Origin of the sequence: Microbacterium sp. Se5.02b, assembly GCF_019464375.1 — a bacterium.
In the GTDB taxonomy this organism is placed as follows: domain Bacteria; phylum Actinomycetota; class Actinomycetes; order Actinomycetales; family Microbacteriaceae; genus Microbacterium.
In genome coordinates, this window is sequence record NZ_CP080491.1 from 1731247 (window position 1) to 1758215 (window position 26969).

The window sequence follows — 26969 nt, forward strand, 5'->3', positions numbered from 1 at the left end:
CGCGATCCCGAGGTCTCACTGTGCGCAAGCGTCCGCTCATCGTCCTGTCCACCGTCGCCGCGGCGACCTTCCTGCTGGCGGGCTGCGCCGGAAGCTCCGCGCCGTCGAGTTCCGGCACGCCGAGCCCGTCCGCATCGAGTGCCTGCGCTCTGGACGCGCAGCCCGGTGCGACCTCTGATGCGGTGAAGGTCGAGGGTGAAGGGGCGGACACCAAGGTGACCGTCCCGGCCGATGCCGCATTCGCGGGCGTCGAGCGCACGGTGGTGTCGGAGGGCGATGGCGAAGAGGTCTACGTCAACGACCTGGTCTCGGTCGAGTACCAGATCGTCGACGCGACCACCAACGAGGTCGTCGACTCCTCAGCGCGGGGTGAGGACGGTCTCCTCCCCGTCCTCCTCGACACCAACCAGTCGTCCCTTTTCGTCGCGGCGCTCGAGTGCGAGCCCGTCGGCTCGCGAATCGTGCTGTCACTCCCCGGCAGTGCGTTGGGCGAGGGGCAGAACAACGTCGTCGTCTACGCCCAGGCCGTGGAGCACCTGCCCGAGGTGGCGACCGGTACCCCCGTCGACCCCACGCCGGGCATGCCGACCGTCGAACTCGACGACAAGGGTGCGCCGACAGTCACGATCCCCGACGGAGATGCGCCGGCCGAGACGAAGGTCGCCGTCCTCAAGCAGGGTGACGGGCCGACCGTCGGATCCGGCGACCTCGTCGTCGTGCAGTACCTCGGTGTCAAGTGGTCAGACGGCACGGAGTTCGACTCCAGCTGGAGCCGCGACGCCGCGCCCGCGCAGTTCCAGACCACGGGTGTCGTCGCGGGCTTCCAGAAGGCTCTGGAGGGGCAGAAGGTCGGCTCGCAGGTGGTCGTCGTGATGCCGCCGTCCGACGGCTACGGAGCGAGCGAAGGCCACGAACTCCAGAAGGAGAGCCTCGTGTTCGTGGTCGACATCCTGGCGACCACCGCCGTCCAGCAGTAAGAGGGCCGGGCCGGGCCGTGTCCTAGGCTGGCGTTATGCGTCGCGTCATCGTCCTCGGCTCCACCGGCTCCATCGGCACCCAGGCGCTGGACGTGATCCGCGCCAATCCTCGAAGGTTCGAACTTGTCGGCCTGGCCGCCGGCTCCAACGCCGCGATGCTGGCGGAGCAGGCGGCGCAGTTCCACGTCGAAGACACCGCGCTCGGCGCCGAAGAGGCCGAGCAGCTGGTCCGCGATGTGGACGCAGACGTGGTGCTCAACGCGATCACCGGCTCGATCGGTCTCGGCTCGACGCTCGCGGCGTTGAAGGCCGGGCGGACGCTGGCGCTCGCGAACAAGGAGTCGCTGATCGTCGGCGGTGACCTCGTGTTGGCCGCTGCGGCTCCCGATCAGATCGTTCCGGTCGACTCCGAGCACTCCGCTCTCGCGCAGGCTCTGCGTGCCGGCACCCACGCCGAGGTGCGACGCCTCGTCGTGACGGCGTCGGGTGGTCCCTTCCGCGGACGCAGCCGGGCGGACCTCGTCGACGTCACTCCCGCGGAGGCACTCGCGCACCCGACCTGGGACATGGGGCGCATGGTCACCACCAACTCCGCGACCCTGGTCAACAAGGGTCTCGAGGTCATCGAGGCGCACCTGCTCTTCGACGTGCCGTATGACGACATCGAGGTCGTCGTGCATCCCCAGTCGATCGTGCACTCCATGGTCGAGTTCATCGACGGGTCGACCATCGCCCAGGCATCGCCACCCGATATGAGGCTGCCGATCTCCTTGGGCCTGGACTGGCCGCATCGCGTCGGCGGGGTCGGACGGCCACTCGACTGGACCAGCGCGACCTCCTGGACCTTCGAGCCCCTCGACGGTGAGGCGTTCCCCTCCGTCGCACTCGCGAAAGCCGTCGGGCGTGCCGGGGGCACCTTCCCCGCGGTCTACAACGCAGCCAACGAGCAGGCGGTCGACGCCTTCCACGAGGGGCGATTGCCCTTCCTCGGCATCGTCGACACGATCGCTCGGGTGGTCGACGCCCACGAGGCGCCGGATGCACTGACGGTCGAGACGCTCGCCGCCGCCGAAGCCTGGGCGCGCACGACGGCCGATCGGATGATCGCGGCGCGTTGATCCACGCGCCGGGCGTGTGACGCGGCGACCACCGAGCGGTCAGTCCAGCACCGAGTGGTCAGTCCTCGTCGGGGTAGGGGACGGGCCACTGCGAGTCGGGGACAGGCCAGCCGGCGGCGCGCAGCAGCGCTGCTGCGAGCTCTCGCGCCGAGTACGGCGTGCGCATACCGCGGATGTCGCGGTAGTCCTGATGCCCCGGGCCAGCCCAGAGGATCGCGTCGCCGTCGCCGACCAGGCCGACGGCCGTGACGATGGCGTTCTCTGGAGGCGATGCCTCGTGGATCTCCGCATCCGGTCGTGCCTTGCGCGCGCCCTCGACGAGCGTCGCACGGATCGAAGCCGGGTCTTCGAAGCGCGGGTGGTGGTCGGTGACGACGAGGATGTCGCTTCCCTCCACCGCGGTGCGTGCCATGTCGAAGCGCTTGCTCGCGTCACGGTCGCCGTCCGCGCCGAACAGCATGAGCACCTTGCCCGGGGTGACGCGGCGGACGGCGGCGAGCGTCTTCTCGAACGCGTCGGGCGAGTGGCCGAAGTCGACGAAGACCGCCGGTCCCCGCTCGCCGGATACGAGCTGCGTGCGGCCGGGCAGGTAGGCGCGGATGCCGCCGTCACGGGTGAGCGCATCGACGATCCGCGTCCACTCGTAGCCGCCCTCGAGCAGCATCACGATCGCGAGTGCCGCGTTGGCGGCCATGTGAGGGCCGATCACCGGCACCGTCGTCGTGAGCGATCCCTCCGGGCCGGTCATGGTGAAGGTCGTCCCGGCGGCGCGCTCGTCGTCGATCACGACGACCCAGTCGGCGGCGGAGGCCGATTCGGGGTCTGCTGCGATCGACGGCGTACCGACGGTAACGACGGGCACCTCGGCGCGATCGACGACGATCGCTCCGGATGGGGAGTCGAGGCAGATGACGCCGCGCTTCGCACGATCGGGGCGGAACAGCGGCAGCTTCGCCTCGAAGTACTCTTCCATGTCGGCGTAGTCGTCGAGGTGGTCGTGGCTCAGATTGGTGAAGCCCGCGACGTCGAAGCGGATCCCGTCGACCCGGTGGCGTGACAGCGCCTGCGCGCTGACCTCGACCGCGACGGCCTCGACCTCGCGCTCGCGCATCAGAGCCAGCAGCGCATGCATTTCTGAGGCCTCGGGCGTCGTCAGACGGGAGACGATGACCTCTCCGGCGATGTGCCGTTCGGCGGTGGACGAGAGCCCGGAGACGACGCCGATCTGGTCGAGGATCCCCGCAAGGAGATGGGAGACGCTGGTCTTGCCGTTGGTGCCCGTGGTCGCGAGCAGCAGGGGGAGCGGGTCGTCTGCTCCGGTGCCGTACACCCAGGCGCTCAGGTCGCCGAGCACGCCGCGCGGATCATCGACCACGATGATCGGGAGTCCCGTGGGTTCCGCGATCAGCGCCCCCGGCTCATCGGTGATGACAGCGACGGCGCCCTTCTCCGCGGCTGTTCCGGCGAAGTCCGCGCCGTGGCGGTTGACGCCCTGGATCGCGACGAACGCTTCTCCTGGTCGGAGATCCGCCGTGGCGAGGGTGATCCCGGAGAGCGAGACCCCTTCGATGTCGCCGCGCACGGCGCGGGCGAAGCGGGAGGCGAGTTCGGACAGCTGACGCCGGGGCGGGTTCGCGGGGCGGAGCACGGGAGGCAGGCTCGGTTGTTGTTCAATCGACATGTCGCCTCCATGATCTCACGACGGCCTGCGGAACCTCTCTGCGGCACGACCCCTCGCGCGCCATCGTGCGACGCGCGAGGAGTCGCGAAGCCGTCAGGCGCGGCGTCGGTAGGCGAGCACCGCGACGACGAGTCCGGCGATCCCGGCCGCGAGTCCACCTGCGCCGAGGGCGACGGCCAGCGGATCGGCAGCGCCCGACGCGGCCGACGTCGCCTCGCCGGACTGCGCATCGTCGTGCTGGCCATGCGCGCCGGAGGCGTCCGCTGAGACGGACACGACCGGGGCGGGCGCGTCAAGGCTGTGCGGATCCTCGCCGTCCTCGGCCAGCTGGGTCCACTCGGTGGATCCTTCGACGCACTCCTGGACGACGGGGAAGGCGAGCGACTCCGGTGTGTTCTCATCCACCCCCACAGACATGCTCACCGCTCCGCGGAGCCCATTGGGAACCGGGGTGAGAGCGGTGTAGGTGACGGCGCTGACGAGGCCGTCATCGCCGCGCTCGACCTGGATGTTCCAATCGCCGTCCATGGTGGGAGCGACGGATGCGAGCCCGTCCGGCATCGTGATGCGCAGGGCGGTGGTGGGCGAGTCCTCGCAGCCGTGCGAGAACGAGAAGGTGAGAACGCCGTGATCTCCGACAGCGAGTTCGTCGGGGCTGACCCCGACGTGCGCTGAAGCCATCGACGGGAGGGCGACGGCGAGGATCGCGCCACCGAGGACCCCGGCGACGGAGAGGGCGGTGCGACGGGTACGGGTGTTACGGGACATGAGAAGACTCCAGTTGCTCGTTGTGCGGGCGCGCCGCGATGGCGCGTTCACGCGAAAAGGGACACCGCCAGGAAGGGGCGGCGGGCTGCGGTGCGACGGATCGAGGATCAGTCGCTGACGAGCGCAGGAGGGCCTCGACGCCGTACAGTCGCCGAGACTGCGGTGTCGAGAGGCCGGAGGAGCACCGAGCGCAGGCGCGGGGGCCGCGGGTGCTCCGCCGGAGCGGCGGCGACGGCACGACGGAACACCGCCTCGACCCAGCGGGCGACGGCACGGACGGTCGTCTCGCCGCGCCACACGAGGAGGACGGTCAATGCCGCGGCGACAGCATGAGCGAGCAGCATCGTCGCACCGGGCGCTGAGGCGGCCTCGGTCGATCCGAGTGCCGTGAGATCGATGACGTGCGTGTGACCGACGGTGGTGCGGGTCGAGGCGCCCGTCGGCGACCCGAGCCCCTGGAACAGGACGTGGAAGACGGTCTGCGACAGCACGACCGCGACCGCGACGCGGACCCGTGACCGGCGCAGACCCACCAGCACGGCGGAGAGCGGGGTGAGGAGTGTCGCGACGGCGAGGATCAACAGCGGGTGCGGAGCAGCACCCCCACCGAGCGTGTGCGATACCGCCGCGAGCAGTGTCGCGACCGTGGAGACGACGGCAGCGCGCACGAGTCGCAGTTGCCGGGCATTCACGCTGACAGCCTAGCCGCGCCGACAGCGCCGGGCAGATTCCTAGCTGGGGGCAGTAGCGTTGGCACGTGGAATTCCTGCTCTATCTGGGCGGCATCCTCTTCATGCTGATCGGCCTCGGGCTCTCGATCGGTCTGCACGAGGTCGGCCATCTCGTCCCCGCGAAGCTCTTCGGCGTGCGCGTCGGCCAGTACATGATCGGGTTCGGGCCCCGCCTGTGGTCGAAGCGCATCGGTGAGACCGAGTACGGGTTCAAGATGCTTCCGCTCGGGGGCTTCATCTCGATGTCCGGGATGTACCCGCCGTCGAAGAACTCCGGTGCGGCGACGGGCGTGTTCCGCTCCCTGATCCAGGACGCCCGCTCCGCCAACGACGAGACCATCGCCGAGGGCGCGGAGGACCGTGTCTTCTACCGCCTCCCCGTGTGGAAGCGCGTCATCGTGATGCTCGGCGGACCGCTGATGAACCTCTTCCTCGCGGTCCTCGTGTTCACCGTGCTCCTCTCCGGAATCGGCTTGCAGCAGGGCACGACCACGATCTCCGCGGTGAGCGAGTGCGTGCTGCCGTCCTCGTCCACGGCGACGGAGTGCGCGGCAGACGACCCGGAGTCCCCGGCCGCCGAGGCCGGAGTGCAGCCGGGAGATGTGCTCGTCGCCGTCGACGGACGCCCGGTGTCGACCTTCGCCGACGCGACCGCGATCATCCAGGCCTCACCCGGGGAGTCGCTCGACGTCGTGGTGCGACGCGACGGCAGCGAGGAGTCCTGACCCTGACGCCGATCGCCGCGGAGCGGACGATCACCGACGCCAGCGGCGCGCCGGTGCTGGATGAGGCCGGCGCTCCCGTGGTGAAGGAGGTCGGCTATGCGGGCATGTTCTCCCAGATGGGGTATGTGCAGCAGCCGCTTGCCGCCGGGCCCGAGATGGCAGCGGAGAACGTCGGCCGGGTCGCCTCCCTGATCGTCACTCTGCCGGTACGGCTCTGGGACATCGGCGTCTCGCTGGTGACCGGGGGCGAGCGCGACCCCAACGGGCCGCTCAGCGTGGTCGGGGTGGGTCGTCTGGCTGGTGAGGTCGCGGCGACCGATGCGCCCATCCTCAACCGGTTCGCGATCCTGTTGGGACTGCTGGGCTCGTTGAACATCGCCCTCTTCGTGTTCAACCTGATCCCGCTGCTGCCGCTCGACGGCGGTCACGTCGTGGTGGCGCTGTGGGACGGCGTCAAGCGGGCATGGGCCAAGCTCTTCCGACGTCCGCCGCCGGCGCCCGTCGACGCCACGAAGCTCGTGCCGCTGACCGTCGTCGTCGCGGTGCTCCTGATCGCGATGGGCGCGTTGCTCCTGATCGCCGACGTGTTCAACCCGGTGGATCTGCTGGGCTGAACGTCCGATGGGCCCTCACCCGAGTGCGTGGGCGACCAGACGCTCGAGCGTCTTTATGCCGTCGCGCGACAGGATCGACTCGAGGTGTCCCTGCACGGACGCGAAGTGCGGACCGCGCAGGGCGTAGACGTCGCCGGACGTCGGGTCCGCAGAGACCTCCACCGACCCGGTCGCGGTCGTGCCGGGCGTGACCCGGGCGGTGAAGGTGTTGTAGAAGCCGATCGAGGCGTCCTCGCCGAACACCGGCACGGACTTCTGCAGGCCCTGGTGCGGGGCGTCGAGAGGTGTCAGCGCGATGTCGAACCCGTCGGCGAGGATCTGGTGACTGAGGCAGACCGCGATCAGAGGGCTTCCTGCCGCGAGTCGGTCGGCCACCACCTCGCGCATACGAGCGATCCGCGGGTTGTCCGTGTCTCGCGGATCCCCGGGGCCCGGCCCTGCGACGACGATGTCGGCCTTCTCCAGATCCGCGTCCTCCACCTGGTTCCACGGGGCGATCGTGACGGCGAGACCGAGGTGACGGAGCTGGTGGGCGAGCATCGTGGTGAACCGATCCTCGGCGTCGACGACCACGGCGGTGCGCCCGGCGAATGGACCCGTGAAGTCTTCGCCCTGCGGGTTGAGCCAGAACTCCGCCAGGCGCGCGTTACGAGAAGACAGCAGCGCGGCGACCGTCGGATCGTCGGCGAGAACCTGCTGCTGCGTCGGTGCATCGGCGTCGCTGCGGGCCTCCGCCGCCCGGTCCCGGTCGATGGCGCCGATCGCGCCCAGCACGCCGGCGGCCTTGCCGTGAGTCTCCGACACCTCGCCCTGCGGGTCGGAGTGCCGCACGAGAGTCGCGCCGACGGGGACGCTGAGGGCGCCGTCTCGCAGGTACACGGTGCGGATGAGAATCGGTGCGTCCAGGTCGTGACCGCCGTCCGCGTTCGGGGTGAACAGCGCGGCGACGCCCGAGTAATACCCGCGCGGCTTCTCCTCGTGGCGTCGGATCACGGCGCACGCGTTCTGCATCGGGGAGCCGGTGACGGTCGGGGCGAACATCGTCTCCCGCAGGATGTCGCGCGGATCGAGGACGCTGCGACCGCGGAGCATGTACTCGGTGTGTGTGAGTCGGGACATCTCTTTGAGGTGGGGGCCGGTGATGCGCCCACCGTCGGAGCACACGGCGCTCATCATCTTGAGCTCCTCGTCCACGACCATGAACAGCTCCTCGGTCTCCTTGGCGGAGGCGAGGAACTCGACGAGAGTCTCCTTGGTGGCGCCGCCGGCAGGATGACGGAACGTGCCGGAGATCGGGTTCATCGTGACGACGCCCTCGCGGGCGACGACGTGCGCCTCGGGGCTCGCGCCGACAGCGATGTGCCCTGGAGTGAAGACCGCGAACGTCCAATAGGCGCCACGCTCGTGCAGGAGAAGCGCGCGGAACCAGGTGAGTGCGGCCGTGCGGTCGTCGACATCGATGTTCGCGGTGAAATCGCGTCGGATGACGAAGTTCGCCCCCTCACCCCGACCGATCTCCTCGGCGATGACCTTCTCGACGATCGTCGCGTAGTCCGCGTCCGCGATGTCGAAACCGTCGTCGTGCAGCGGAACCGGGGTATCGGGCAGCGCCGTGAGGAGCTCGCCGGTCGGCAGATGGAGATGTTCGTCGACGATCACGCAGCGCAACGGAGCGCCGTCGTCCTGCGCCACGAACCCGCGCTCGCGCACCTGGCGATAGGGGACCATGGCGAAGACCTCGCGCGGTGTGCCGTCGATCGTCAGCGGGATGTCGGCGAGCAGGTCGACGTCGACGACGTCGCCGCTGAGCAGCTCCACGGTGTCCGCGCCGTGGCGCGCGATCAGCACGAAGGATGCTGCCGGGTCCGCGCTGAGCTCGGCGAGTCGTGAGAGGGTCATGGCTGTCTCCTGTGCAAGGCTCCGGCTCGGCGCAACGAAAAGACCGCCCCGGAGGCGGTCTGGATTCGTGGGAACGCGAACACACCGCCTAGGAGGCGGGCCACCAGGTGAAGTTCGCGAGCATGGGCCGAAACTACCACACCGGCGGTGCGCGCCCCTGGTGCATGACATGGCGCGGTCGTCCAGCCCGCATGCATCCTGGCGGCGTAGGCTGGGAGCGTGCCAGCAGTGAACCTCGGAATGCCGAAGATCCCCGAAGTCCTCGCCCCGCGCCGCAAGTCCCGGCAGATCAAGGTGGGCAAGGTGCTCGTGGGCGGCGACGCTCCCGTCAGCGTCCAGTCGATGACGACCACGAAGACGACCGACATCAACGGGACGCTGCAGCAGATCGCCGAGCTCACCGCGTCGGGTTGCGAGATCGTGCGCGTCGCGGTTCCGCACCAGGACGACGCCGACGCGCTCAAGATCATCGCGATGAAGAGTCAGATCCCCGTCATCGCCGACATCCACTTCCAGCCGCGCTACATCTATACGGCGATCGACGCCGGATGCGGAGCCGTCCGCGTGAACCCCGGCAACATCCGGGAGTTCGACGGCAACGTCGGCAAGATCGCAGAGGCCGCCAAGGCCGCCGGCGTCTCGCTGCGCATCGGCGTGAACGCGGGATCGCTGGATCGCCGGATCCTCACCAAGTACGGCAAGGCCACGGCGGAGGCTCTGGTCGAGAGTGCTGTCTGGGAGGCGTCGCTGTTCGAGGAGCACGACTTCCACGACTTCAAGATCTCGGTCAAGCACAACGACCCCATCGTGATGGTCAAGGCGTACCGGCAGCTGGCCGAGCGGGGCGACTGGCCCCTCCACCTCGGCGTGACCGAGGCGGGTCCGGCATTCCAGGGCACGATCAAGAGCGCGACGGCGTTCGGCATCCTGCTCGGCGAGGGCATCGGCGACACCATCCGCGTCTCCCTGTCGGCACCGCCGGCAGAAGAGGTCAAGGTGGGGCACCAGATCCTGCAGTCGCTCAACCTGCGCGAGCGCAAGCTCGAGATCGTCTCGTGCCCGTCGTGCGGTCGCGCCCAGGTCGACGTCTACACCCTCGCGGAAGACGTCACAGAGGGGCTCAAGGACATGACCGTCCCGCTGCGCGTCGCCGTCATGGGCTGCGTCGTGAACGGCCCGGGTGAGGCCCGCGAGGCCGACCTCGGAGTGGCGTCCGGCAACGGCAAGGGGCAGATCTTCGTCAAGGGCGAGGTCATCAAGACGGTGCCCGAGGCCGACATCGTCGCGACGCTGATCGAAGAAGCCAACCGGATCGCCGCAGAGATGGGTCCTGGCGCCCCTCTCGGCACCGCCCAGGTCGTCACGGTCTGAAACCCGCGTCACGAGACGGCAGCGCCGTCGCACCGAGGAGAGCCATGTCGACACCCACCATCGTGACCTTCCCGGGGGAGCCGTCACGGGCTCCGGCGCCGTCACGCGCGTCGAGCGCGGCCAGGATGGAGTCGTGGTGATCGTCGACACCACACCTTTCCACCCCGTGGACCACACGTGGCCCGATCAGCCCGGTGACCGCGGCTCTCTCACCGTCGGCGGCGATTCTGCGTCGATCGTCGAAGCGGTCATGGTCGCGGCTTCCGAGGAGGGGGCCTTCGCCGTCGGAAGCGACATCCCGGTCAAGCGCGGCGCCGAAGGCTGGACCTGGCTGGTCGGACACCGGATCGAGGGGGAACCGCCGGCCGCGCTCGTCGAGGGAGCGCCCGTGAGCATGTCGGTCGATGTCGCGCATCGCGATGGTCTCAGCCGCGGCCATACCGCCTGCCACCTCGCCTCCCTCGCCCTCGATCTGGCCCTCGCAGATCTGTGGCGCAAGGATCCCGGACAGGACGCGATCGGGAACCCCGACTTCGAAGGTCGTGCGAATCAGTCCAGCCGCATCCGCGAAGACGGCGCGGTCGATGAGTATCGCCTCGGCAAGAGCCTCCGTCGCGCGGGTTTCGACACCGAGACCTTCGCCGCCACCCTGGCCGAACGTGAGGAGCGGATCAACGCGCAGCTCGCCGCATGGATCGCGACGGGTGCCTCCAGCCGGATCGAGACGGAGGGTCCGACGATCGTGGACAGGCGACGCTGGCACTGCGAGCTCCCCGAGGCAGAAGCGGTGATCCTGTGCGGTGGCACCCACGTGACGTCGCTCGCCGATTTCTCCTCGATCTCGGTGTCGCTCGATCTGAGCGACCCGCAGCTGCTCGTGATGACGACGACGGCCTCGGCCGCGGTCTGATCGCCGGCCCCGACCGTCACCAGATGGCGCGGAGCACGCGCTGCGCATCCGCCAGCGTGAGTCCTTCCGCCTTCGCGGCGGCGGACAGGGCGCGGGCCACGTCGGCGATGCCTCCGGCGACGGGCTGCACGGTGTCGCTCACCCTCGTGCCGGAGCCGATCCGCGACGTCACGAGACCGTCATCCTCGAGGATGCGATACGCCTTGGCGACGGTCCCCGGTGCGATGCCGAGGTCCGATGCGAGTTGGCGGACCGAGGGAAGCCGATCCCCGGCCAGCAGGTGTCCGGTCGTGATCAGGCCGCGGAGCTGCCCGTGCACCTGTTCCGCCGGGGACTCACCGCTGTCCCGGGTGATCGTGATGATCATGAGGTGTGCACCGGGACCTGCCGTCGTGTGCGGATCGCGACGCCGGTGAGTGCCGCGAGCATCCACAGCGCCAGCCCGGCGACCGTCGCGGCGGTTCCCGCGATGAAGAGCACCGGTTGCATGGCGGCGAAAGGGGTGCCGAGGGAGATCATGCCTAGTTCGTTCCCCGACACCGACAGCATGATCGAGGCGGTGCCGCGGAGGGAGTTGAACACGACGGCGAGGTGGAGGAGGACGGCTCCGGACGCCAGGCGCGTGATGTTGTCTGCGCGGGTGCGGCGGATGGCCGTGTCGTGGGCGACGTCTTCGCCCCATGCCGGTCGCGGGAGCCGGATCCATGCCACGGCGGTGACGACGAGGACGGTGACGAGCAGGGCCAGGGACGGAAGGGAGTGGTACCAGCCGTAGATACCCGACGACGCGGAGGTGCCAGACGTGCCGAGGGTGATCGTGAACCGGGTGTGGTGACCGAGCTCGTCGGTCTCGGATGCGGCGCCGGCGGCCAGGGTGAGCGCGAGCGCGATGGCGGCGAGCGATCCCAGCAGGATCGGCTGGCGCGGACGGACGAACGTCCCGATCGTGCGGGGCGCGAGCCGGGCGGATGTGCTCGTCCGTGTGCGGGTCGCGCCGCGAACGAGAGCACGACGACGCCGAAGATCCCGAGGACCAGGGGGAGCGCGGCCAGGAAGCCGAGGTCGGTCCAGAGCGGGGGACCCCGCCGAAAGCTGTCGCGCGAGGAGCCAGCACCACCAGGATGGGGAGAGCTCCCGCGATCACGGCGGCGACGGCGTCCAGCCCCATCATCCGCGGCGTGTGTCGGAGAAGCGTCCATCGGAGGGCGAGGGCGATGCCCAGGGCGAGAAGGATCGGCCCCCAGAGAAGGAGCATGAACAGGGCCAAGGTCGCCTCCATAGTGTGTCACCGTATCGACACATTATGTATCAATGAGGTGACACACTTCAAGGCGAACCCGGACGGCCGCCTCAGAGGGCGAGCTCGACGTCCCCCTTGGCGATGTCGGTGCTCACCACGCGGAGGCGCACGAGGTCACCGGGCTTGGCGTCATCAGGCACCGGGGCGGTGGCGGTGACCGGCGGTACGGCGATCTGGACCTCGGCGCGCTCGCCCCGCAGCTCGATCACGGTCGCCTCGATGATCGTCCCGACGAGCGGGGTGAGGACCGCGGCCTCGACGCAGGCGACCGTGGCGGTGTTCAGTCGTGACGCACGTTGCCCGGACTCCTGCATGAGTGCCGGGAGGTCGGCGAGGGAGTCGCGCGCCCACTCCGGCACCGGATCGCCGTTCGACACCGCGAGGCAGATGGCGAGGGTCCATCGATCGACCAGGCGGCGCAGAGGTGCGGTCGCATGCGCGTACGGGGCTGCGATGGCCGCCTGCAGCGCATCCGTCGGCGTCTCGCCGTCGAACACCCGGTAGCCGGCACCGCGGAAGAGCGATGCGGCGGCCTCGAGGACGGGAAGGGTGAGCGGGTCGCTGCGGTCGAGGTCGCGAAGATATTCGCCGTACGTGCCCCTCGTCCAGGGGCGCCCCAGAGCCGTGGTCTGCAGTCGGAACGTGTCGAACGCCGCGTCGTCCGGCTCGGGCATGGTGCGGAGGATGCCGACCCCGGCCTCGAGCATCAGCGACGCCGCGGCCATCCCGGTCATGAGCGAGAGCTGGGCGTTCCACTCCTCGACCGGGAGGGGACTGCGACGTTCGATCGCGTAGGTGCCCTCCTCGGTGCGCACGACCTCCTCGTCGGGCAGATTGAGGCTCGCACCTCCGCGCAGCCGCTCCTGTTCGAGTCGGAGGGCGCCGATCACGGGCAGGAGAGCCGCGGGGCCGTCCGCGCCCCGATCGAGGGACTCCTGTGTGGTCGCGTAGTCGAGCTGTTCCCGTGAGCGGATGAGCGCGCGTTCGAGGCGGAAGTCCGTGACGGCGCCCGCGGAGTCGAGCGCCAGCGTCCAGACCAGCGCCGGGCGGTCGACGCCGGGCAGCAGCGAGGCGCGGTCCTCGCTCAACACGGGGATGCAGCGGAATCCGGCCGTCCGCGGCATACAGCGTCTGTCCCCGGCGCCGGGCTTCCGCATCGACGGCGCCGCCGGGCCGGACGAATCCGGGGACGTCGGCGATCGCATAGCGGACCGAGTATCCGGAGCCGTCGCGCGCGAGATGGAAGGCCTGGTCGAGGTCGCGCGAACCCGCGGGGTCCAGGGTCGCGAAAGGAAGGTGGGTGAGATCGAGTTCGGGAGTCGTCGGCGATGTCGCTTCGGCCTCGGCGAGCACGTCTTCGGGGAACGACGACGGGGCGTCCAGCGACTCCCGCAGAGAGGCGAGCGCGGATGCGAGTTCGGTCTGTGCGGCGGACGGGGCGACATGCGATCGGCGCTGGGGCATGGCTCCACACTATGGCGAGGAGCCGGCTGAGGAGCAGGGAACCGGCCCCCGCCCGGCCAGACCGCGTTAGCGTGGAGCCATGACCACTGCTGCGAAGGCCCAGACCCTTGTCGGACTCTATGACGCTCCGGAGATCCTCCGCGTCGTGAACGTGTGGGACGTCGTCTCGGCACGCGCGGTCGCCGCCCTCCCGGAGACGAAGGCCCTCGCCACCGCCGGCCACGGCATCGCCGCGTCGTTCGGCTACGACGACGGCGCGACCCCTCGCGAGGTCATGATCGACATGGTCGGGCGCATCGCCGCGGCAGTCGAGGTCCCCGTCTCCGCCGACCTCGACGACGGCTACGGGGACGCGGGGGAGACCACCCGGCTCGCGATCGGCGCCGGCGTGGTCGGCGCCAACGTCGAGGACCGCCTCAAGCCGCTCGACGAATCCGTCGCCGTGGTCGACGCGATCGTCAAGGCGGCGGAGGCCGAGGGCGTGCCTTTCGCCCTCAATGCGCGCACCGACGCGTTCGTCCGAGCAGGGCACCGACCGGTGCAGGAGAGCATCGCCGACGCCATCCAGCGCGGACGCGCGTTCCTCGACGCCGGAGCGACCGCCGTCTTCGTGCCGGGCATCCTCGACATGAACGTCACCCGCCAACTCGTCGAGGGCATCGGGGAGCGCAAGGTCAGCGTGATCGGTCTTCCCGGAGCTCTCGCTGCGTCCGAGTACGAGAAGCTCGGCGTCACGCGCATCTCCTACGGCCCTCTTCCCCAGCGGGTCGCCCTGACCGCGCTGCAGGAGTTCGCGGCCGACCTGTACGCGGGCGGCGTCGTCCCGGCGAACCTGCCGGCCCTCAACTGACCGCGAAAGAAGAGTGACCACGGCTCACTAGACTTGCTGCGTGGTCACTCGTCTTTCGAACTTCTTCCTCCGCACGCTCCGCGAAGACCCTGCAGGCGCAGAGGTCGCCAGCCACCGGCTGCTGATCCGGGCCGGCTACATCCGCCCACAGGCCGCCGGCATCTTCGCGTGGCTGCCATTGGGCCTGCGCGTGAAGGCGAAGATCGAGGCGGTCGTCCGCGAGGAGATGGCCGCAGCCGGTGCGCAGGAGGTGCACTTCCCCGCGCTCATGCCGCGCGAGGCGTACGAGGCGACCGGGCGCTGGGAGGAGTACGGCGACCTGCTCTTCCGTCTGCAGGACCGCAAGGGCGGCGACTACCTGCTCGCCCCCACCCACGAAGAAGCATTCACGCTCCTGGTGAAAGACCTCTACTCGTCGTACAAGGATCTGCCGCTCACGATCTTCCAGATCCAGGACAAGTACCGCGACGAGGCCCGCCCGCGCGCCGGGCTGCTCCGCGGCCGGGAGTTCACGATGAAGGACGCGTACTCCTTCGACGCGTCCGACGAGGGGCTCGACGTCAGCTACCAGGCGCAGCGCGACGCGTATGAGCGCATCTTCCAGCGTCTCGGCCTCGAGTACGTCATCGTCCAGGCGGATGCCGGCGCGATGGGAGGGTCGCGGAGCGAGGAGTTCCTGCACCCGACCCCGGTCGGCGAAGACACCTTCGTACGCAGCGCCGGAGGCTATGCCGCGAACGTCGAGGCCTTCACGACCGCTGTTCCAGAGGCGATCGCATACGACCCCGACGCGACCCCTGTGATCTTCGACTCGCCCGACACCCCGACCATCGAGACCCTGGTCGCCCACAGCAACCGTGTGCTGGACGGCGAGTACACGGCGGCCGACACGCTCAAGAACGTCGTTCTGGCGCTCACCCACCTCGATGGGACGCGCGAACTCGTCGTCGTGGGCATTCCCGGCGACCGCGAGGTCGATGAGAAGCGCGCAGAGGTGGCGTTCGCGCCCGCCGAGGTCGAGACCGCCACCGCGGACGACTTCGAGAACAACCCGCTGCTCGTGAAGGGCTACATCGGACCCTGGTCGCCCACAGGCGCCGTGCTGGGCGAGGAGTCGGCCACCGGTATCCGCTACCTGGTCGACCCGCGTGTGAGCGAGGGGACGAGCTGGATCACGGGTGCGAACATCGACCAGAAGCACGCGCACTCCGTCGTCGCCGGGCGCGACTTCGCCGCCGACGGGATCGTGGAGATCGCGAACGTCCGCGCGGGCGATCCCGCCCCCGACGGCTCGGGTCCCGTCGAACTCGCCCGCGGTATGGAGATCGGACACGTCTTCCAGCTCGGCCGCAAGTACGCCGAGGCGCTCGGGCTGAAGGTCCTGAACGAGAACGGCAAGCTCGTCACGGTCACGATGGGCTCCTACGGCATCGGCGTCACGCGCATCCTGGCGATCATCGCCGAGCTGAACAACGACGACAAGGGCCTCATCTGGCCGGCGTCCGTCGCGCCGTTCGATGTGCAGGTCGTCGCGGCTGGCCGTGATCAGGTCGCGTTCGACGTGGCGGAGCACCTCTCCGCGCAGCTCGAGGCCACGGGAATCGACGTGCTGTACGACGATCGCCCGAAGGTCTCGCCCGGCGTGAAGTTCGGCGACGCGGAACTGGTCGGCGTGCCGAAGATCGTGATCGTCGGGCGCGGTGCGGCCGATGGGCAGGTCGAACTGTGGGACCGCGTCAGCGGAGATCGCGACGCGGTCTCGGTCGACGAGGTCGTCGCGCGCCTCACCGCCGCGGTCTGAACCTCACGGCCGCGTCGTCAGCAGACGATGTGGCCGTGGTTCATGATGTCGTCGTCCGGGGTGTCGCGGGTGACGAGGGATCTGAGCGCTCCGGCGGCCATGGCGATCCTGCCCTTCGACGGTTCCCAGAACTCCGTCACGGTCGGCGTCACCTTGAGCAGTGCGATGCCCGGTGTGTCGAGGCCGTCGGCGAACCAGATGTCGAGCGACGGAGTGTAGAGCTCCTCCATCTTCGCCCTGTCGTGCACGACTTCGGCGGTGCCGGCGACCGACACGTAGCGCATCCCCTTGCTGTCGCAGTAGGACAGGCCCACGTCATGGTGGCGTCGAGCCTCCTCGACCTTCTCGGTGTCTTCCGCGGTGAAGAACCAGATGTCGCCGGCGTCGTCCATCTGCCGGGTCGACATCGGTCGACTGACGAGGTGGCCGTCGTCGTCGATCGTGGTGAGCATCGTGAAGTCGATGTCCTCCACGAGCTCGGCGACGCGGGCGAGGGCTTCGGGTCCTGTGATCTCCGTCATGATGCAACTGTGCCGCGAGAGGTGCGGGCACGGCACGGGCGTTGACAGCGGCCCGGGAACATGATCGGCGCACGGCGCCGTCCTGGACGATCGCTCGGGGCGGCTCAGGGCTCGAGCGGGCAGTCCAGCGCCGTGCTGGCGTAGGACAGGATGTTGGCGCGGTACGTCTCGGCCCCCAGTTCGAGGCCGATCAGGGGGTAGAGATCGTAGGCGTCCTCGAGCGCCACGATGTTCCGCGCGATGACGCCGATGTCGGCGCGGGGTCGGAAGGCGGCGAGGGCGGTGCCGATCTCGATGGTCGATCGGTAGAGGGCGACCTGACGCTCGACGATCGAACGGTGCAGGGGGCGGTACTGGGGTTGCTCGCGCAGAAGCGGGATGCTCTCGTATGCCATGCGCAGGTGGTCGCTGATCTCGTCCGGGACTCCGGCCACGATGAGCGCCACGAGTCGCTTCGCGGGGTCCGGCTCCCGTTCGGCCAGGGAGCGTCGGCGGTCGTACATCTCCTCGAGCACACCCTCGACGGTCGCGTACATCAGTTCGTCGAAGCTCGAGAAGTAGTACAGCACGCTTCCCGCGCTGACCGATGCCTCGGCCGCGACCGCTCGTACGTTCGTTCCGAGGATGCCGCTGCGCCCGGCGACGCGTCGGGTCGCGGAGATCAGCTCTGCTCGCCTGGTCGCATGCTTGCGCTGCTCGGCCACGTATCCTCCTCGTGCCTGGCGCTACTCGTCGTCGGGAACGAGCGTGGTGAGTTCAGCATAGTGCTGGGGTCGACGCTTCTTCAGGACGAGGCCGACGATGATGCCGGCGAGGAACAGGACGGGCGTGGGGGCGAGGAGGGCGAGGTTGATCGGACCCGTGAGGCCGGTGACGAGGTCGAAGTTCATGGCGATCAGGGCGAACCCGACCATCAGTCCGATCGCTCCGAGTGCGGGGGCGACCAGGACCCGCCAGATGCTGTGCCCGCGTCGTCCTCTGAGGAAGAACCCGACGACGGCGATCGCGGCCACCGCCTGCGCGAAGACGAGGCCGGCGACACCGATCGAGTACACCGGGAGCGCGAAGCCGAGGAACGGGTCCGCTCCGCTGACGATCGTCAGCACGATGGCCGCGAGCGACACGACGGAGATCACGAGGCTGGCATGGTGCGGCGCCTGCGAGGTCGGCTGCGTCTGAGCGAGCCAGCCGGGCAGCAGGCGTTCTCGGCCCAGCGAGAAGAGGTACCGCGAGCTGGCGTTATGGAACGCCAGGAGGCAGGCGAAGAAGCTCGTGACGATGAGCACGCGCATGGTCACCGAGGCCCACTCGCCGAGGTATGCGTCGCCGGCATGGAACACCATGTCCTGGAAGTCGTCCTGCATCGCCAGCTTCAGCACGCCCTCCACTCCGAAGGCGACGGTCAGCACCCAGAAGGTGAATGCGTAGAAGATGCCGAGGAAGGCGATCGAGATGTAGGTCGCCATCGGCACTGTGCGCGCAGGATCCTTCGCCTCCTCGGTGTAGATCGCGGTGCTCTCGAAGCCGAGATAGGCGCCGAAGCCGAACACGAAGAGCGCACCGCTCCCGGCCGCGAAGAACACGTTCTCGGGGGCGAACGAGGCGAAGGAGACGGGTTCCGGCCCGCCCTTGGCGAGGACGGCGACGGCGAGGATGAGCAGGATGGCGACCTCTGCCGTGAGCAGGACGCCCAGGACCTTCGCTCCGACGTCGATCTTGTGGTAGCCGAGGACCCCGACGACGACGAGTGCCAGCAGGGCGTACACCGTCCACGGGAGATCGATGCCGAACAGCGCGGAGAATGTCATCTCGCCGAAGAAGCCGACGAACCCGTAGAAGCAGATGCACAGCGCCGTGTAGGAGAAGATCGTGACGAAGACGATGCCGATGCCGATCGGCTTCCCGAGACCTCGAGCCCCGTAGACGTAGAACGCGCCGGTGTTCCGCACGTACCGCGACATCGCCGTGAAGCCGACGGCGAAGAGCATCAGCACGACACCGCTCGCGAGCATCGCGCCCGGACCTCCGATCCCGGCGAGGCGGAAGTCGGTGGCCGCTGCGCTCGCGACGACCGTGAGGGGCGCTGCCGCCGAGACGACGAAGAAGACGATCGCCCAGACGCCGAGACGTCGCTGCGCGAGCGTGGTCGTGGTCGTTCGGACGGCGGGAGGATTCGACTGAGACATCTGCGGCTCCGGAATCTGCGTGGTCGGGTGGCGCGGCACGGGGTCGGATGACCGCCTGAACATGGAGTCAAAAGGTTGTCTCTTCTTAAGTCAAGTAAAAACGTGAATTGTGACCTAGTATCTGAACAACTGTTCAAGTGAGATCGGAATGCGGATGGGTGCATCGCTGTCGTCGGAATCGTCGAGCGAATCGGTGAGGGGGCGAGATCTCGGGATCCCGTTCGAGGGGCGCACCGGCCCCGGAGGAGCGATCACCGACGTCCCGGGCGTCGCGGTGGGCTACCGGACTCTGATCGAGGGCGAAGGGCGCGGGGCTGCGCGCACCGGAGTGACGGCGATTCTTCCTCGTGGGCGGGGCGGCGTCGGTGTGCCGTGCGCGGCCGCCGTCCACTCCTTCAACGGAAACGGCGAGCTCACCGGTCGCTCCTGGATCGATGAATCCGGATCCCTCGCGATGCCGATCGGCATCACGAGCTCGCATGCGGTCGGGGCGGTGCACGCAGGCATCGAGGCCTGGGTGGCCGAGATCGCGCCGGACGTCGCCGCGCAGTGGATGCTCCCCGTGGTCGGGGAGACCTGGGACGGCTACCTCAACGACATCAACGGCGGACACGTCACGCCCCGGGATGCATGGGCTGCGCTCGAATCCGCCTCCTCCGATGCTCCGGCTGAGGGCAACGTCGGCGGCGGTACCGGCATGAACTGCTACGGCTTCAAGGGCGGCACGGGGACCTCGTCCAGGGTCGTGTCGTACGGCGACGAGGAGTACACGGTCGGCGTGCTCATCCAGGCGAACTTCGGATCGCGCGAGGAGTTGCACCTCGCGGGCATGAGCCTCGGAGCGTGCTCGACCGTCCCGAATCCGATGGGGGAGGACGACTGGTTCGCTCGGGACCGAGGACAGCGCGCGCCGGGTGGCGCCGGTTCGGCGATCGTGATCATCGCCACGGACGCCCCGTTCCTTCCCGGGCAGTGCGCCGCGCTGGCCCGTCGCGGGGCGCTCGGTCTCGGACGCAGCGGAACGGCGGGAAGCCACTTCTCGGGCGACATCGTGCTGGCCTTCTCCACCGCGAACGAGGGCGCGCTGACCTCCGCCTTCCCCGACGGGACCGACGCGGAGTACGAGACCATGCGCCTGATTCCCTGGGGGCGGATCGATCCGTTCCTCACGGCCGCCGTCCAGGCCGTGGACGAGGCTGTGGAACGCTCTCGTCGCGGCACGGGACATGACGGGGCGAGACGGCCACAGGAGTCCCGCGCTCCCGCACGACGAGATCCGTGCGGCGGTCGCCCGGACGCGAGTCGCTCGTCCCGACGGTGTGGCACAGGGTCGCGGTCGCCCCGGATCATGACACCCTGGTGTCATGATCGACGAACCTCTTCCCGAAGCCCTCAGCTCTGAGATCAACGCCGTCCTGGACGATGCGGGAGTGCACACCGACAGACGGCTGGTCATGCGCATGCTGCGCACGGCGATCCTGTTGGGCGAGGATGGTGCCGATCGCCTCGACCTGAAGATCGCCTCGGCGGCCCTGGCCGAGATGCGCGACGCGTTCCGGCTGTTCGCGCCTTTCAGGGGAGTCCCGAAAGTGACGGTCTTCGGGTCGGCTCGCACCAGGCAGGACGACCCCTTGTACCTCACTGCCCGCGATGTCGCCACAGCACTGGCCGGCGACGGATGGATGGTCGTCACGGGTGCAGGACCCGGGATCATGCAGGCGGCCTCCGAGGGAGCCGGGCCCGCGCTTTCGCTCGGCGTGTCGATCCGGCTGCCGTTCGAGGAGAAGCCGAACGGCTTCGTCACGGGTCAGGATCACGTCGTCGCGATGAAGTACTTCTTCACCCGCAAACTGATGCTCATCAAGGAGTCCCTCGGGTTCATCTGCCTTCCGGGCGGGTTCGGCACGCTCGACGAGATGTTCGAACTGCTCACGCTGCAACAGACGGGCAAGGCGGAGCCGACGCCGATCGTTCTGCTGGACCAACCGGGCGGCACGTTCTGGCAGGGGCTTCGCAGCTTCATCGACGACCACCTCGCGCCCACCGGCGTGATCTCGGAGGGCGACTTCGATCGCGTCGTGATCACCGATTCGGTCGAGGCCGCCCGTGCCGAGATCACCGGGTTCTGGCACAACTACGACTCGCTGCGGTGGGTCGGCGACGCGCTGGTGCTGCGGCTGAAGGCCGAGCCGACGGACGCCGAGATCGAGGAGCTCAACGAGCAGTTCGCCTCGATGCTCTCGTCGGGGCGGATAGAACGGACGGCCCCGCGGCAGCCGGAGGTCGCGGACGACGACAACCTCGACCTCCCCGGCTGATCCTGCACCTGGATCAGCGGCAGGTGGGGAATCTGTTCCGGCTGATCGGAGCCGTCAACGCGCTTCCGTCCGCTCCCGCGCGGTGATCCGATCGGCGAAGTCCGCGAGGTCGATGGCACGGCCGAGGATGCGCTCAGCGGCCCGGTGACCGGAGGCGAAGGCGGCACCGACCGTGGCCGGCTCATCGCCCCAGGTGGCCTCACCGGCGAAGTGCAGGACGCCGTCGACGGGGCCGGCCAGGGCGTCGTGGTCGTGATGCGACGAACCCGTGGCCAGATAGGAGTACGAGCCGTTCGAGAACCGGTCATCGCCCCAGCGGGTGACCCAGTGTGCGAGCGGCTCGCCGACGGCACGTCCGTAGAGGAGGCGCAGGGCGCCGAGCGCGTCGGCGACGATCTCCGCATCGGCGTGCTGCTGCATCCGGCGACCGAACGGGCCGGCGGCGAAGGTGAGCAGCGTCGGGACGCCGCTGACGGCGGAGACGTCATACCAGGAGTGCCAGTGCTCGCCGGCTTCGCCCAGCGCGCGGACCACATACGCCTCGTCGTTCCAGAAGCGTTCGGGGAACTGGACGAACACCTTGTTGAACACACCCATCGCGAGCCGCGAGATGGGGCCGGAGACCGCATCGGGGAGCGCCGGTTCGAACGCGATCGCGCCTGCCTTGAGGATGCCGAGCGGCACGGTCACGATCGCCTGATCCGCGTGGTATTCGGTCCCGTTCGCGTGGACGACGACCCCGTCGGAGGAACGACTCACCCGCGTCACGGCGTGCTCGAGACGCACGTCGAGGCCGGCGCCGATCCGTCTCGGCAGCTCGTCGTATCCGCGGGGGAAGATCACCTCGTCGCCCTCGATCGCGTCCTCGTCGAGACCGTGCGCGTCGAGGTCGCCGATCCACGCGCCGCACTGCTCCTCGACCCGGTGGCGGAAGAACTCTCGGATCTCGTCGATGCGCTCGGGAGGCAGGCCCGACCGGTCGAGGGCGCGCTCGGTGACATCCAGGTAGGTGTCGCCGGGGGAGGAGGAGCTGATCTCCTCCAGGAGGAGGCGGTCGGCCATGTCGACGTCTTCGATCCACTCGGCGGTGGCCGCGGAGCCCATGCGCCGACCGTCCCCGTCGAAGTACTCCATCGGGCGTCCGCCGACCTGGAAGCTGCCGACCGTGTACTCGATCGTGGGAACGCCGAGTGCCTGGACGAGGTCCCACAGAGGAGAGTCCTCGATCCCGTGGATCCACGAGGCGCCGAGGTCGACCGGGTACCCGGCGCTGCGGTCGGTGTGCATTCGTCCGCCGATGCGGTCGCGACCCTCGAGGACGACGACCTTCTGCCCCGCGTCGACGAGCATCCGGGCGCTCGTGAGCCCCGACATCCCTGCGCCGATCACGATGGTGTCGAATGTGCTCACGTGCTCCTCCTCGAACGATCCCGCTTCCCACACCGCCGCGGCCGCGCCGGAGTCGGTCGGCACAGGGTATCGTGGTACGGATGTCGCGCGTGCGAACAGGCGCGACGAGAGCTGAATAGAGAGGCCGTCATGGACATCGAACTGAGTCTTCTGCGAGGGATCGAGAAGGAGAAGGCGATCCCCTTCGATGAGCTCGTCGCGATCATCGAGCAGGCGATCCTGACCGCGTACTCCAAGCACGTCTCCGAAGACGGCGCGACTCCCGAAGGCGTCCGCGTCGACCTGGACCGCAAGACCGGGCACGTCGCCGTGCTCCAGGTCGTCCGGGATGAGGAGGGCGCCGTGATCGGCGAGGAGGACGCCACTCCCGACGACTTCGGTCGCATCGCCGCCTTCGCCGCGAAGCAGGTCATCAGCCAACGTCTGCGTGACATCGCCGACGATGTGGTGCTCGGCGACTTCAAGGACAAAGAGGGCGACATCGTCGCCGGAGTCATCCAGCAGGGCCCCAACCCGCGCATGATCCACGTCGATCTCGGCGCGGTCGAGGCGATCCTGCCGCCGGAGGAGCAGGTGCCGGGCGAGGAGTACACCCACGGCTCGCGTCTCCGCGTCTATGTGACGAGCGTCGCCAAGGGGCTCAAGGGCCCGCAGATCACGGTCTCGCGCACCCACCCCGGACTCGTCCGCAAGCTCTTCGCCCTCGAGGTGCCCGAGATCGCGGCCGGTCTGGTCGAGATCGTCGCCCTGGCCCGAGAGGCCGGGCACCGCACGAAGATCGCGGTGAAGGCGAACGACCCGTCGATCAATGCGAAGGGCGCCTGCATCGGTGAGCTCGGCCGTCGCGTCAGGGCCGTCACCGAGGAGCTCGCGGGGGAGAAGATCGACATCGTCGACTACGACCAGGACCTCCCGGTGTTCGTCGCCCATGCTCTGTCTCCTGCGAAGGTCACGAGCTCGTTCGTGCTCGACGCCTCCACCAAGGCCGTCCGTGCGCTCGTCCCCGACTACCAGCTGTCGCTCGCGATCGGCAAGGAGGGTCAGAACGCGCGTCTGGCTGCCAAGCTCACGGGTGCCAAGATCGACATCCAGCCGGACAGCATCCTCGACTGAAAGACTCCGGCCTTCCGGATCGCGCGTTGCGCGGACGGGTCGGGGTGAAACGCAGGTGTAAGATGGAACCCGTACGAACGTGCGTCGGTTGTCGCACGCGTGCTCCCCGCTCCACTCTGCTCAGGGTGGTGTCCCAGAACGACATTCTCATCGTCGATGAGCGTGCAGTCCTGCCGGGGCGCGGCGCGTGGGTGCATCCGACACAGGAATGCATGGAGGCCGCTCTGCGGCGACGGGCATTCGGACGAGCACTGCGTGTGACCACTCAGCTGGACACACGGAACTTCGAACAGCACCCACCAAGAAACAAAGGCTGAACAGCTATGGAAACAAAGTGAACGGCTCGAAATGAGACCCGTCCGCGACTAGTGGTCTGCCCTGTCTGGGTAGACCGACTCAGACAGGAGAATTGTGGCTGGTAAACCACGCGTACACGAGATCGCCGCCGAACTCGGCGTCGACAGCAAGATCGCACTTGCGAAGCTCAAGGAACTCGGCGAATTCGTCAAGAGTCCCTCTTCGACCATCGAACCGCCGGTTGCGCGCAAGCTGCGCGCGGCGATCGAGGCCGATCCCTCGCTGAAGGGCACCGCCGACGCTGCTCCCGCGGCCAAGCCGTCCGCGGCGAAGCCTGCTGCGAAGCCGGGCGCCTCTCCGGCACCCACTCCGGGCCCCAAGCCCGGTCCGAAGCCCGCCCCGGAGGCTCCTGCCCCCGCGGCTCCGGCACCTGCCGCAGCGGCTCCCGCCCCGGCGGCTCCCGCTCCCGCTCCCGCGCCCGCGGCCTCCGAAGCGTCGAAGTCCGACGCATCGAAGCCCGCTGACGGCGCGCCGACGCCTGGCGCTCCGCGCCCCGGCAACAACCCGTTCTCGTCCGCGCAGGGCATGGGCCAGCGCCCGGCCGGTCCGCGTCCGGGCAACAACCCGTTCGCCTCCGCGCAGGGCATGGGCCAGCGCCCGACGCCGGGAAACATCCCGCGTCCGCAGGCCCCGCGCCCCGGTGCACCCCGCCCGGGCGCTCCGCGACCCGGTTCGCCTCGTCCCGGTGCCCCTCGTGGCGGCCAGGGCGGTCGTCCCGGCGCTCCGTTCCAGCAACGCCCAGGCGGCCCCGGCCGTCCCGGCGGTGCCGGTGGACCCGGCGGCGCCGGCGGTCCCGGAGCCCGTCCTGGTGGCGGCGGCGGTTTCGCCGGTCGTCCCGGTGGCGGTGGCGGTCGTGGCCGTGGTCCCGGCGGTGGTACCGCAGGTGCCTTCGGCAAGGGCGGCGGCAAGAGCAAGCAGCGCAAGTCGCGGCGGGCGAAGCGGCAAGAGTTCGAGATGCGGAGTGCTCCGGTCGTCGGTGGCGTCAACGTCACCCGCGGCAACGGAGAGATCATCCGCATGCGTCGCGGCGCATCGATCGCGGACTTCGCCGACAAGATCGAGACGCTGACCGGTTACACGGTCCAGCCCGGAACCCTCGTGACGATCCTCTTCAACCTCGGCGAGATGGCCACGGCCACCGAGTCGCTGGACGAGGCGACGTTCGAGGTGCTGGGCGAGGAGCTCGGCTACAAGATCCAGATGGTCTCGCCCGAGGACGAGGACAAGGAGCTCCTCGAGGGCTTCGGTCTCGACCTCGAGGCCGAGCTGGAGGCGGAGAGCGAGGACGACCTCGAGATCCGTCCCCCGGTCGTCACCGTCATGGGTCACGTCGACCACGGTAAGACGCGACTGCTCGACGCGATCCGTCAGACCAACGTCATCGAGGGTGAGGCCGGTGGCATCACCCAGCACATCGGTGCGTACCAGGTCTGGACCGAGCACGAGGGCATCGAGCGCGCCATCACCTTCATCGACACCCCGGGTCACGAGGCGTTCACCGCCATGCGTGCCCGTGGTGCGCAGGTCACCGACCTCGCGATCCTCGTGGTCGCAGCCGACGACGGCATCATGCCGCAGACGGTCGAGGCGCTGAACCACGCGCAGGCGGCGAACGTGCCGATCGTGGTCGCGGTGAACAAGGTCGACAAGCCCGACGCCAACCCCTCGAAGGTGCGTCAGCAGCTGACCGAGTACGGTCTGGTGGCCGAGGAGTTCGGTGGCGACGTCATGTTCGTCGACGTGTCCGCCCGTGCCAACACCGGTATCCAGGAGCTCCTGGACGCCGTGCTGCTCACGGCTGACGCCGGTCTCGACCTGACCGCCAACCCGAACAAGGCCGCTCGCGGTGTCGCCATCGAGGCGAAGCTCGACAAGGGTCGCGGTTCGGTCGCCACGGTGCTCATCCAGTCCGGAACGCTTCGGATCGGTGATGCGATCGTCGCGGGCACGGCCTACGGCCGAGTGCGTGCGATGGCGGACGAGAACGGCGAGCAGGTCCTCGAGGCCTACCCGTCGCGTCCGGTCCAGGTGCAGGGTCTGAACTCCGTGCCGCGCGCCGGCGACGTCTTCATCGTCACCGAGGAAGACCGCATGGCCCGTCAGATCGCTGAGAAGCGTGAAGCGGTCGAGCGCAACGCCCAGCTGGCCAAGGCCCGCAAGCGCATCTCGCTCGAGGACTTCACCCGTGCTCTCGAAGAGGGCAAGGTCGAGTCGCTCAACCTCATCATCAAGGGTGACGTCTCCGGTGCCGTCGAGGCGCTCGAGGAGTCGCTCCTCAAGATCGAGGTCGACGACTCGGTGCAGCTGCGCATCATCCACCGCGGTGTCGGTGCGATCACCGAGTCCGACGTGAACCTGGCGACGATCGACAACGCGATCATCGTGGGCTTCAACGTCCGCCCCGACACGAAGGCGCGCGAGCGCGCCGCTCGTGAAGGTGTCGACATCCGCTTCTACTCCGTCATCTACAACGCGATCGACGAGATCGAGAGCTCGCTCAAGGGCATGCTCAAGCCGGAGTACGAAGAGGTCCAGTCGGGTGTCGCCGAGATCCGCGAGGTGTTCCGCTCCTCGAAGTTCGGCAACATCGCCGGTGTCATCGTGCGGTCGGGAACGATCACGCGAAACGCCAAGGCTCGTGTCATCCGCGACGGCGTCGTGCTCGCCGATGGTCTCGCCATCGAGTCGCTGCGTCGCTTCAAGGATGACGTCACCGAGGTTCGTACGGACTACGAGGCCGGTATCGGTCTCGGCAAGTACAACGACATCCAGATCGGTGACGAGATCGAGACCACCGAGATGGTCGAGAAGCCTCGCGGCTGATCAATTCGAAACACCTTCGGGCGTCCTTCGGT

Annotated in this window: 20 protein-coding genes and 3 pseudogenes; 12 read left to right on the forward strand and 11 right to left on the reverse strand. The window is 68.9% G+C overall.

Going from position 1 to position 26969, the window contains the following annotated elements:
- The first annotated feature begins 20 nt into the window (after positions 1 to 20).
- Together K1X59_RS08565 and dxr are read left to right on the forward strand one after the other, a co-directional pair.
- The gene (locus tag K1X59_RS08565) at positions 21 to 977 is read left to right on the forward strand and encodes an FKBP-type peptidyl-prolyl cis-trans isomerase (protein WP_183152485.1); all 957 of its coding nucleotides are present in this window, start codon (positions 21 to 23) and stop codon (positions 975 to 977) included.
- 35 nt (positions 978 to 1012) lie between these two features.
- Positions 1013 to 2095 carry a 1-deoxy-D-xylulose-5-phosphate reductoisomerase gene (gene dxr, locus K1X59_RS08570; protein ID WP_220174144.1) on the forward strand — a complete coding sequence of 361 codons (1083 nt, stop codon included), beginning with the start codon at positions 1013 to 1015 and terminating at the stop codon, positions 2093 to 2095.
- Positions 2096 to 2153: 58 nt separating this feature from the next.
- On the opposite strand, the gene K1X59_RS08575 is transcribed toward dxr, so the two are convergent.
- The 3 genes from K1X59_RS08575 to K1X59_RS08585 form a co-directional block, all read right to left on the reverse strand.
- A complete protein-coding gene (locus K1X59_RS08575; protein WP_220174145.1) occupies positions 2154 to 3776 on the reverse strand; it encodes a Mur ligase family protein in 1623 nt (540 codons plus the stop codon).
- A gap of 93 nt (positions 3777 to 3869) precedes the next feature.
- Positions 3870 to 4544, reverse strand: coding sequence for a YcnI family protein (locus K1X59_RS08580; protein WP_183152486.1), 675 nt, complete (start codon positions 4542 to 4544; stop codon positions 3870 to 3872).
- A gap of 107 nt (positions 4545 to 4651) precedes the next feature.
- The gene (locus K1X59_RS08585; RefSeq protein WP_183152487.1) at positions 4652 to 5236 is read right to left on the reverse strand and encodes a hypothetical protein; all 585 of its coding nucleotides are present in this window, start codon (positions 5234 to 5236) and stop codon (positions 4652 to 4654) included.
- A 65-nt stretch (positions 5237 to 5301) separates the two neighbouring features.
- On the opposite strand from K1X59_RS08585, the pseudogene K1X59_RS08590 reads away from it, so the two are divergent.
- Positions 5302 to 6614, forward strand: a pseudogene (locus K1X59_RS08590) (M50 family metallopeptidase).
- A gap of 15 nt (positions 6615 to 6629) precedes the next feature.
- On the opposite strand, the gene K1X59_RS08595 reads toward K1X59_RS08590, so the two are convergent.
- Entirely contained in the window at positions 6630 to 8513 is a 1884-nt protein-coding gene (locus K1X59_RS08595) for a chorismate-binding protein (RefSeq protein WP_183152488.1), read from the reverse strand.
- 240 nt (positions 8514 to 8753) lie between these two features.
- Between K1X59_RS08595 and ispG the strand changes: the two genes are divergently transcribed.
- Positions 8754 to 9884: a flavodoxin-dependent (E)-4-hydroxy-3-methylbut-2-enyl-diphosphate synthase gene (ispG, locus tag K1X59_RS08600; RefSeq protein ID WP_183152788.1), complete on the forward strand. Its 1131-nt coding sequence runs from the start codon at positions 8754 to 8756 to the stop codon at positions 9882 to 9884.
- Between the two features lie 133 nt (positions 9885 to 10017).
- Positions 10018 to 10794, forward strand: a complete 777-nt coding sequence (locus K1X59_RS08605) for a hypothetical protein (RefSeq protein WP_258567188.1) — start codon at positions 10018 to 10020, stop codon at positions 10792 to 10794.
- 16 nt (positions 10795 to 10810) lie between these two features.
- On the opposite strand, the gene K1X59_RS08610 is transcribed toward K1X59_RS08605, so the two are convergent.
- From K1X59_RS08610 to K1X59_RS08620, 3 genes and pseudogenes are all read right to left on the reverse strand, one after another.
- Entirely contained in the window at positions 10811 to 11161 is a 351-nt protein-coding gene (locus tag K1X59_RS08610) for a GntR family transcriptional regulator (RefSeq protein WP_183152489.1), read from the reverse strand.
- Positions 11158 to 11505 (reverse strand): hypothetical protein, encoded by a 348-nt coding sequence (locus K1X59_RS08615; RefSeq protein ID WP_220174146.1) that lies wholly within the window; start codon positions 11503 to 11505, stop codon positions 11158 to 11160. Before K1X59_RS08615 ends, K1X59_RS08610 begins: the two co-directional genes overlap by 4 nt.
- Positions 11506 to 12144: 639 nt before the next feature.
- Positions 12145 to 13558: pseudogene (locus tag K1X59_RS08620) on the reverse strand (RNB domain-containing ribonuclease).
- Positions 13559 to 13637: 79 nt separating this feature from the next.
- Between K1X59_RS08620 and K1X59_RS08625 the strand changes: the two are divergent.
- Together K1X59_RS08625 and K1X59_RS08630 are read left to right on the forward strand one after the other, a co-directional pair.
- Entirely contained in the window at positions 13638 to 14408 is a 771-nt protein-coding gene (locus K1X59_RS08625) for an isocitrate lyase/phosphoenolpyruvate mutase family protein (protein WP_220174147.1), read from the forward strand.
- Between the two features lie 40 nt (positions 14409 to 14448).
- Positions 14449 to 16209 (forward strand): proline--tRNA ligase, encoded by a 1761-nt coding sequence (locus K1X59_RS08630; protein ID WP_220174148.1) that lies wholly within the window; start codon positions 14449 to 14451, stop codon positions 16207 to 16209.
- A gap of 17 nt (positions 16210 to 16226) precedes the next feature.
- Here K1X59_RS08630 and K1X59_RS08635 read toward each other — a convergent pair whose 3' ends face one another.
- The 3 genes from K1X59_RS08635 to K1X59_RS08645 all read right to left on the reverse strand — a co-directional run bounded on the left by K1X59_RS08635 (position 16227) and on the right by K1X59_RS08645 (position 18916).
- Complete coding sequence (locus tag K1X59_RS08635) at positions 16227 to 16730, reverse strand: pyridoxamine 5'-phosphate oxidase family protein (protein WP_183152492.1); 504 nt, start codon at positions 16728 to 16730, stop codon at positions 16227 to 16229.
- Between the two features lie 104 nt (positions 16731 to 16834).
- A complete protein-coding gene (locus tag K1X59_RS08640) occupies positions 16835 to 17434 on the reverse strand; it encodes a TetR family transcriptional regulator (RefSeq protein ID WP_183152493.1) in 600 nt (199 codons plus the stop codon).
- Positions 17435 to 17455: 21 nt separating this feature from the next.
- Entirely contained in the window at positions 17456 to 18916 is a 1461-nt protein-coding gene (locus tag K1X59_RS08645) for an APC family permease (protein WP_183152494.1), read from the reverse strand.
- A gap of 154 nt (positions 18917 to 19070) precedes the next feature.
- Between K1X59_RS08645 and K1X59_RS08650 the strand changes: the two genes are divergently transcribed.
- On the forward strand, positions 19071 to 20318 hold the full coding sequence (locus K1X59_RS08650) for a P1 family peptidase (protein WP_258567189.1): 1248 nt from the start codon (positions 19071 to 19073) through the stop codon (positions 20316 to 20318).
- Positions 20281 to 21320: pseudogene (locus K1X59_RS08655) on the forward strand (TIGR00730 family Rossman fold protein). Before K1X59_RS08650 ends, K1X59_RS08655 begins: the two are co-directional and overlap by 38 nt.
- Here the strand turns inward: K1X59_RS08655 and K1X59_RS08660 are convergent.
- On the reverse strand, positions 21289 to 22644 hold the full coding sequence (locus K1X59_RS08660) for an FAD-dependent oxidoreductase (RefSeq protein ID WP_183152495.1): 1356 nt from the start codon (positions 22642 to 22644) through the stop codon (positions 21289 to 21291). The pseudogene K1X59_RS08655 and the gene K1X59_RS08660 overlap by 32 nt on opposite strands.
- Before the next feature lie 129 nt (positions 22645 to 22773).
- Here K1X59_RS08660 and nusA point away from each other — a divergent pair, with 129 nt between their 5' ends.
- The 3 genes from nusA to infB all read left to right on the forward strand — a co-directional run bounded on the left by nusA (position 22774) and on the right by infB (position 26937).
- On the forward strand, positions 22774 to 23757 hold the full coding sequence (gene nusA, locus K1X59_RS08665; RefSeq protein WP_183152496.1) for a transcription termination factor NusA: 984 nt from the start codon (positions 22774 to 22776) through the stop codon (positions 23755 to 23757).
- A 62-nt stretch (positions 23758 to 23819) separates the two neighbouring features.
- The gene (locus tag K1X59_RS08670) at positions 23820 to 24074 is read left to right on the forward strand and encodes a YlxR family protein (protein ID WP_183152497.1); all 255 of its coding nucleotides are present in this window, start codon (positions 23820 to 23822) and stop codon (positions 24072 to 24074) included.
- A gap of 94 nt (positions 24075 to 24168) precedes the next feature.
- Positions 24169 to 26937, forward strand: coding sequence for a translation initiation factor IF-2 (gene infB, locus K1X59_RS08675; protein ID WP_220174149.1), 2769 nt, complete (start codon positions 24169 to 24171; stop codon positions 26935 to 26937).
- Positions 26938 to 26969: the final 32 nt, after the last annotated feature.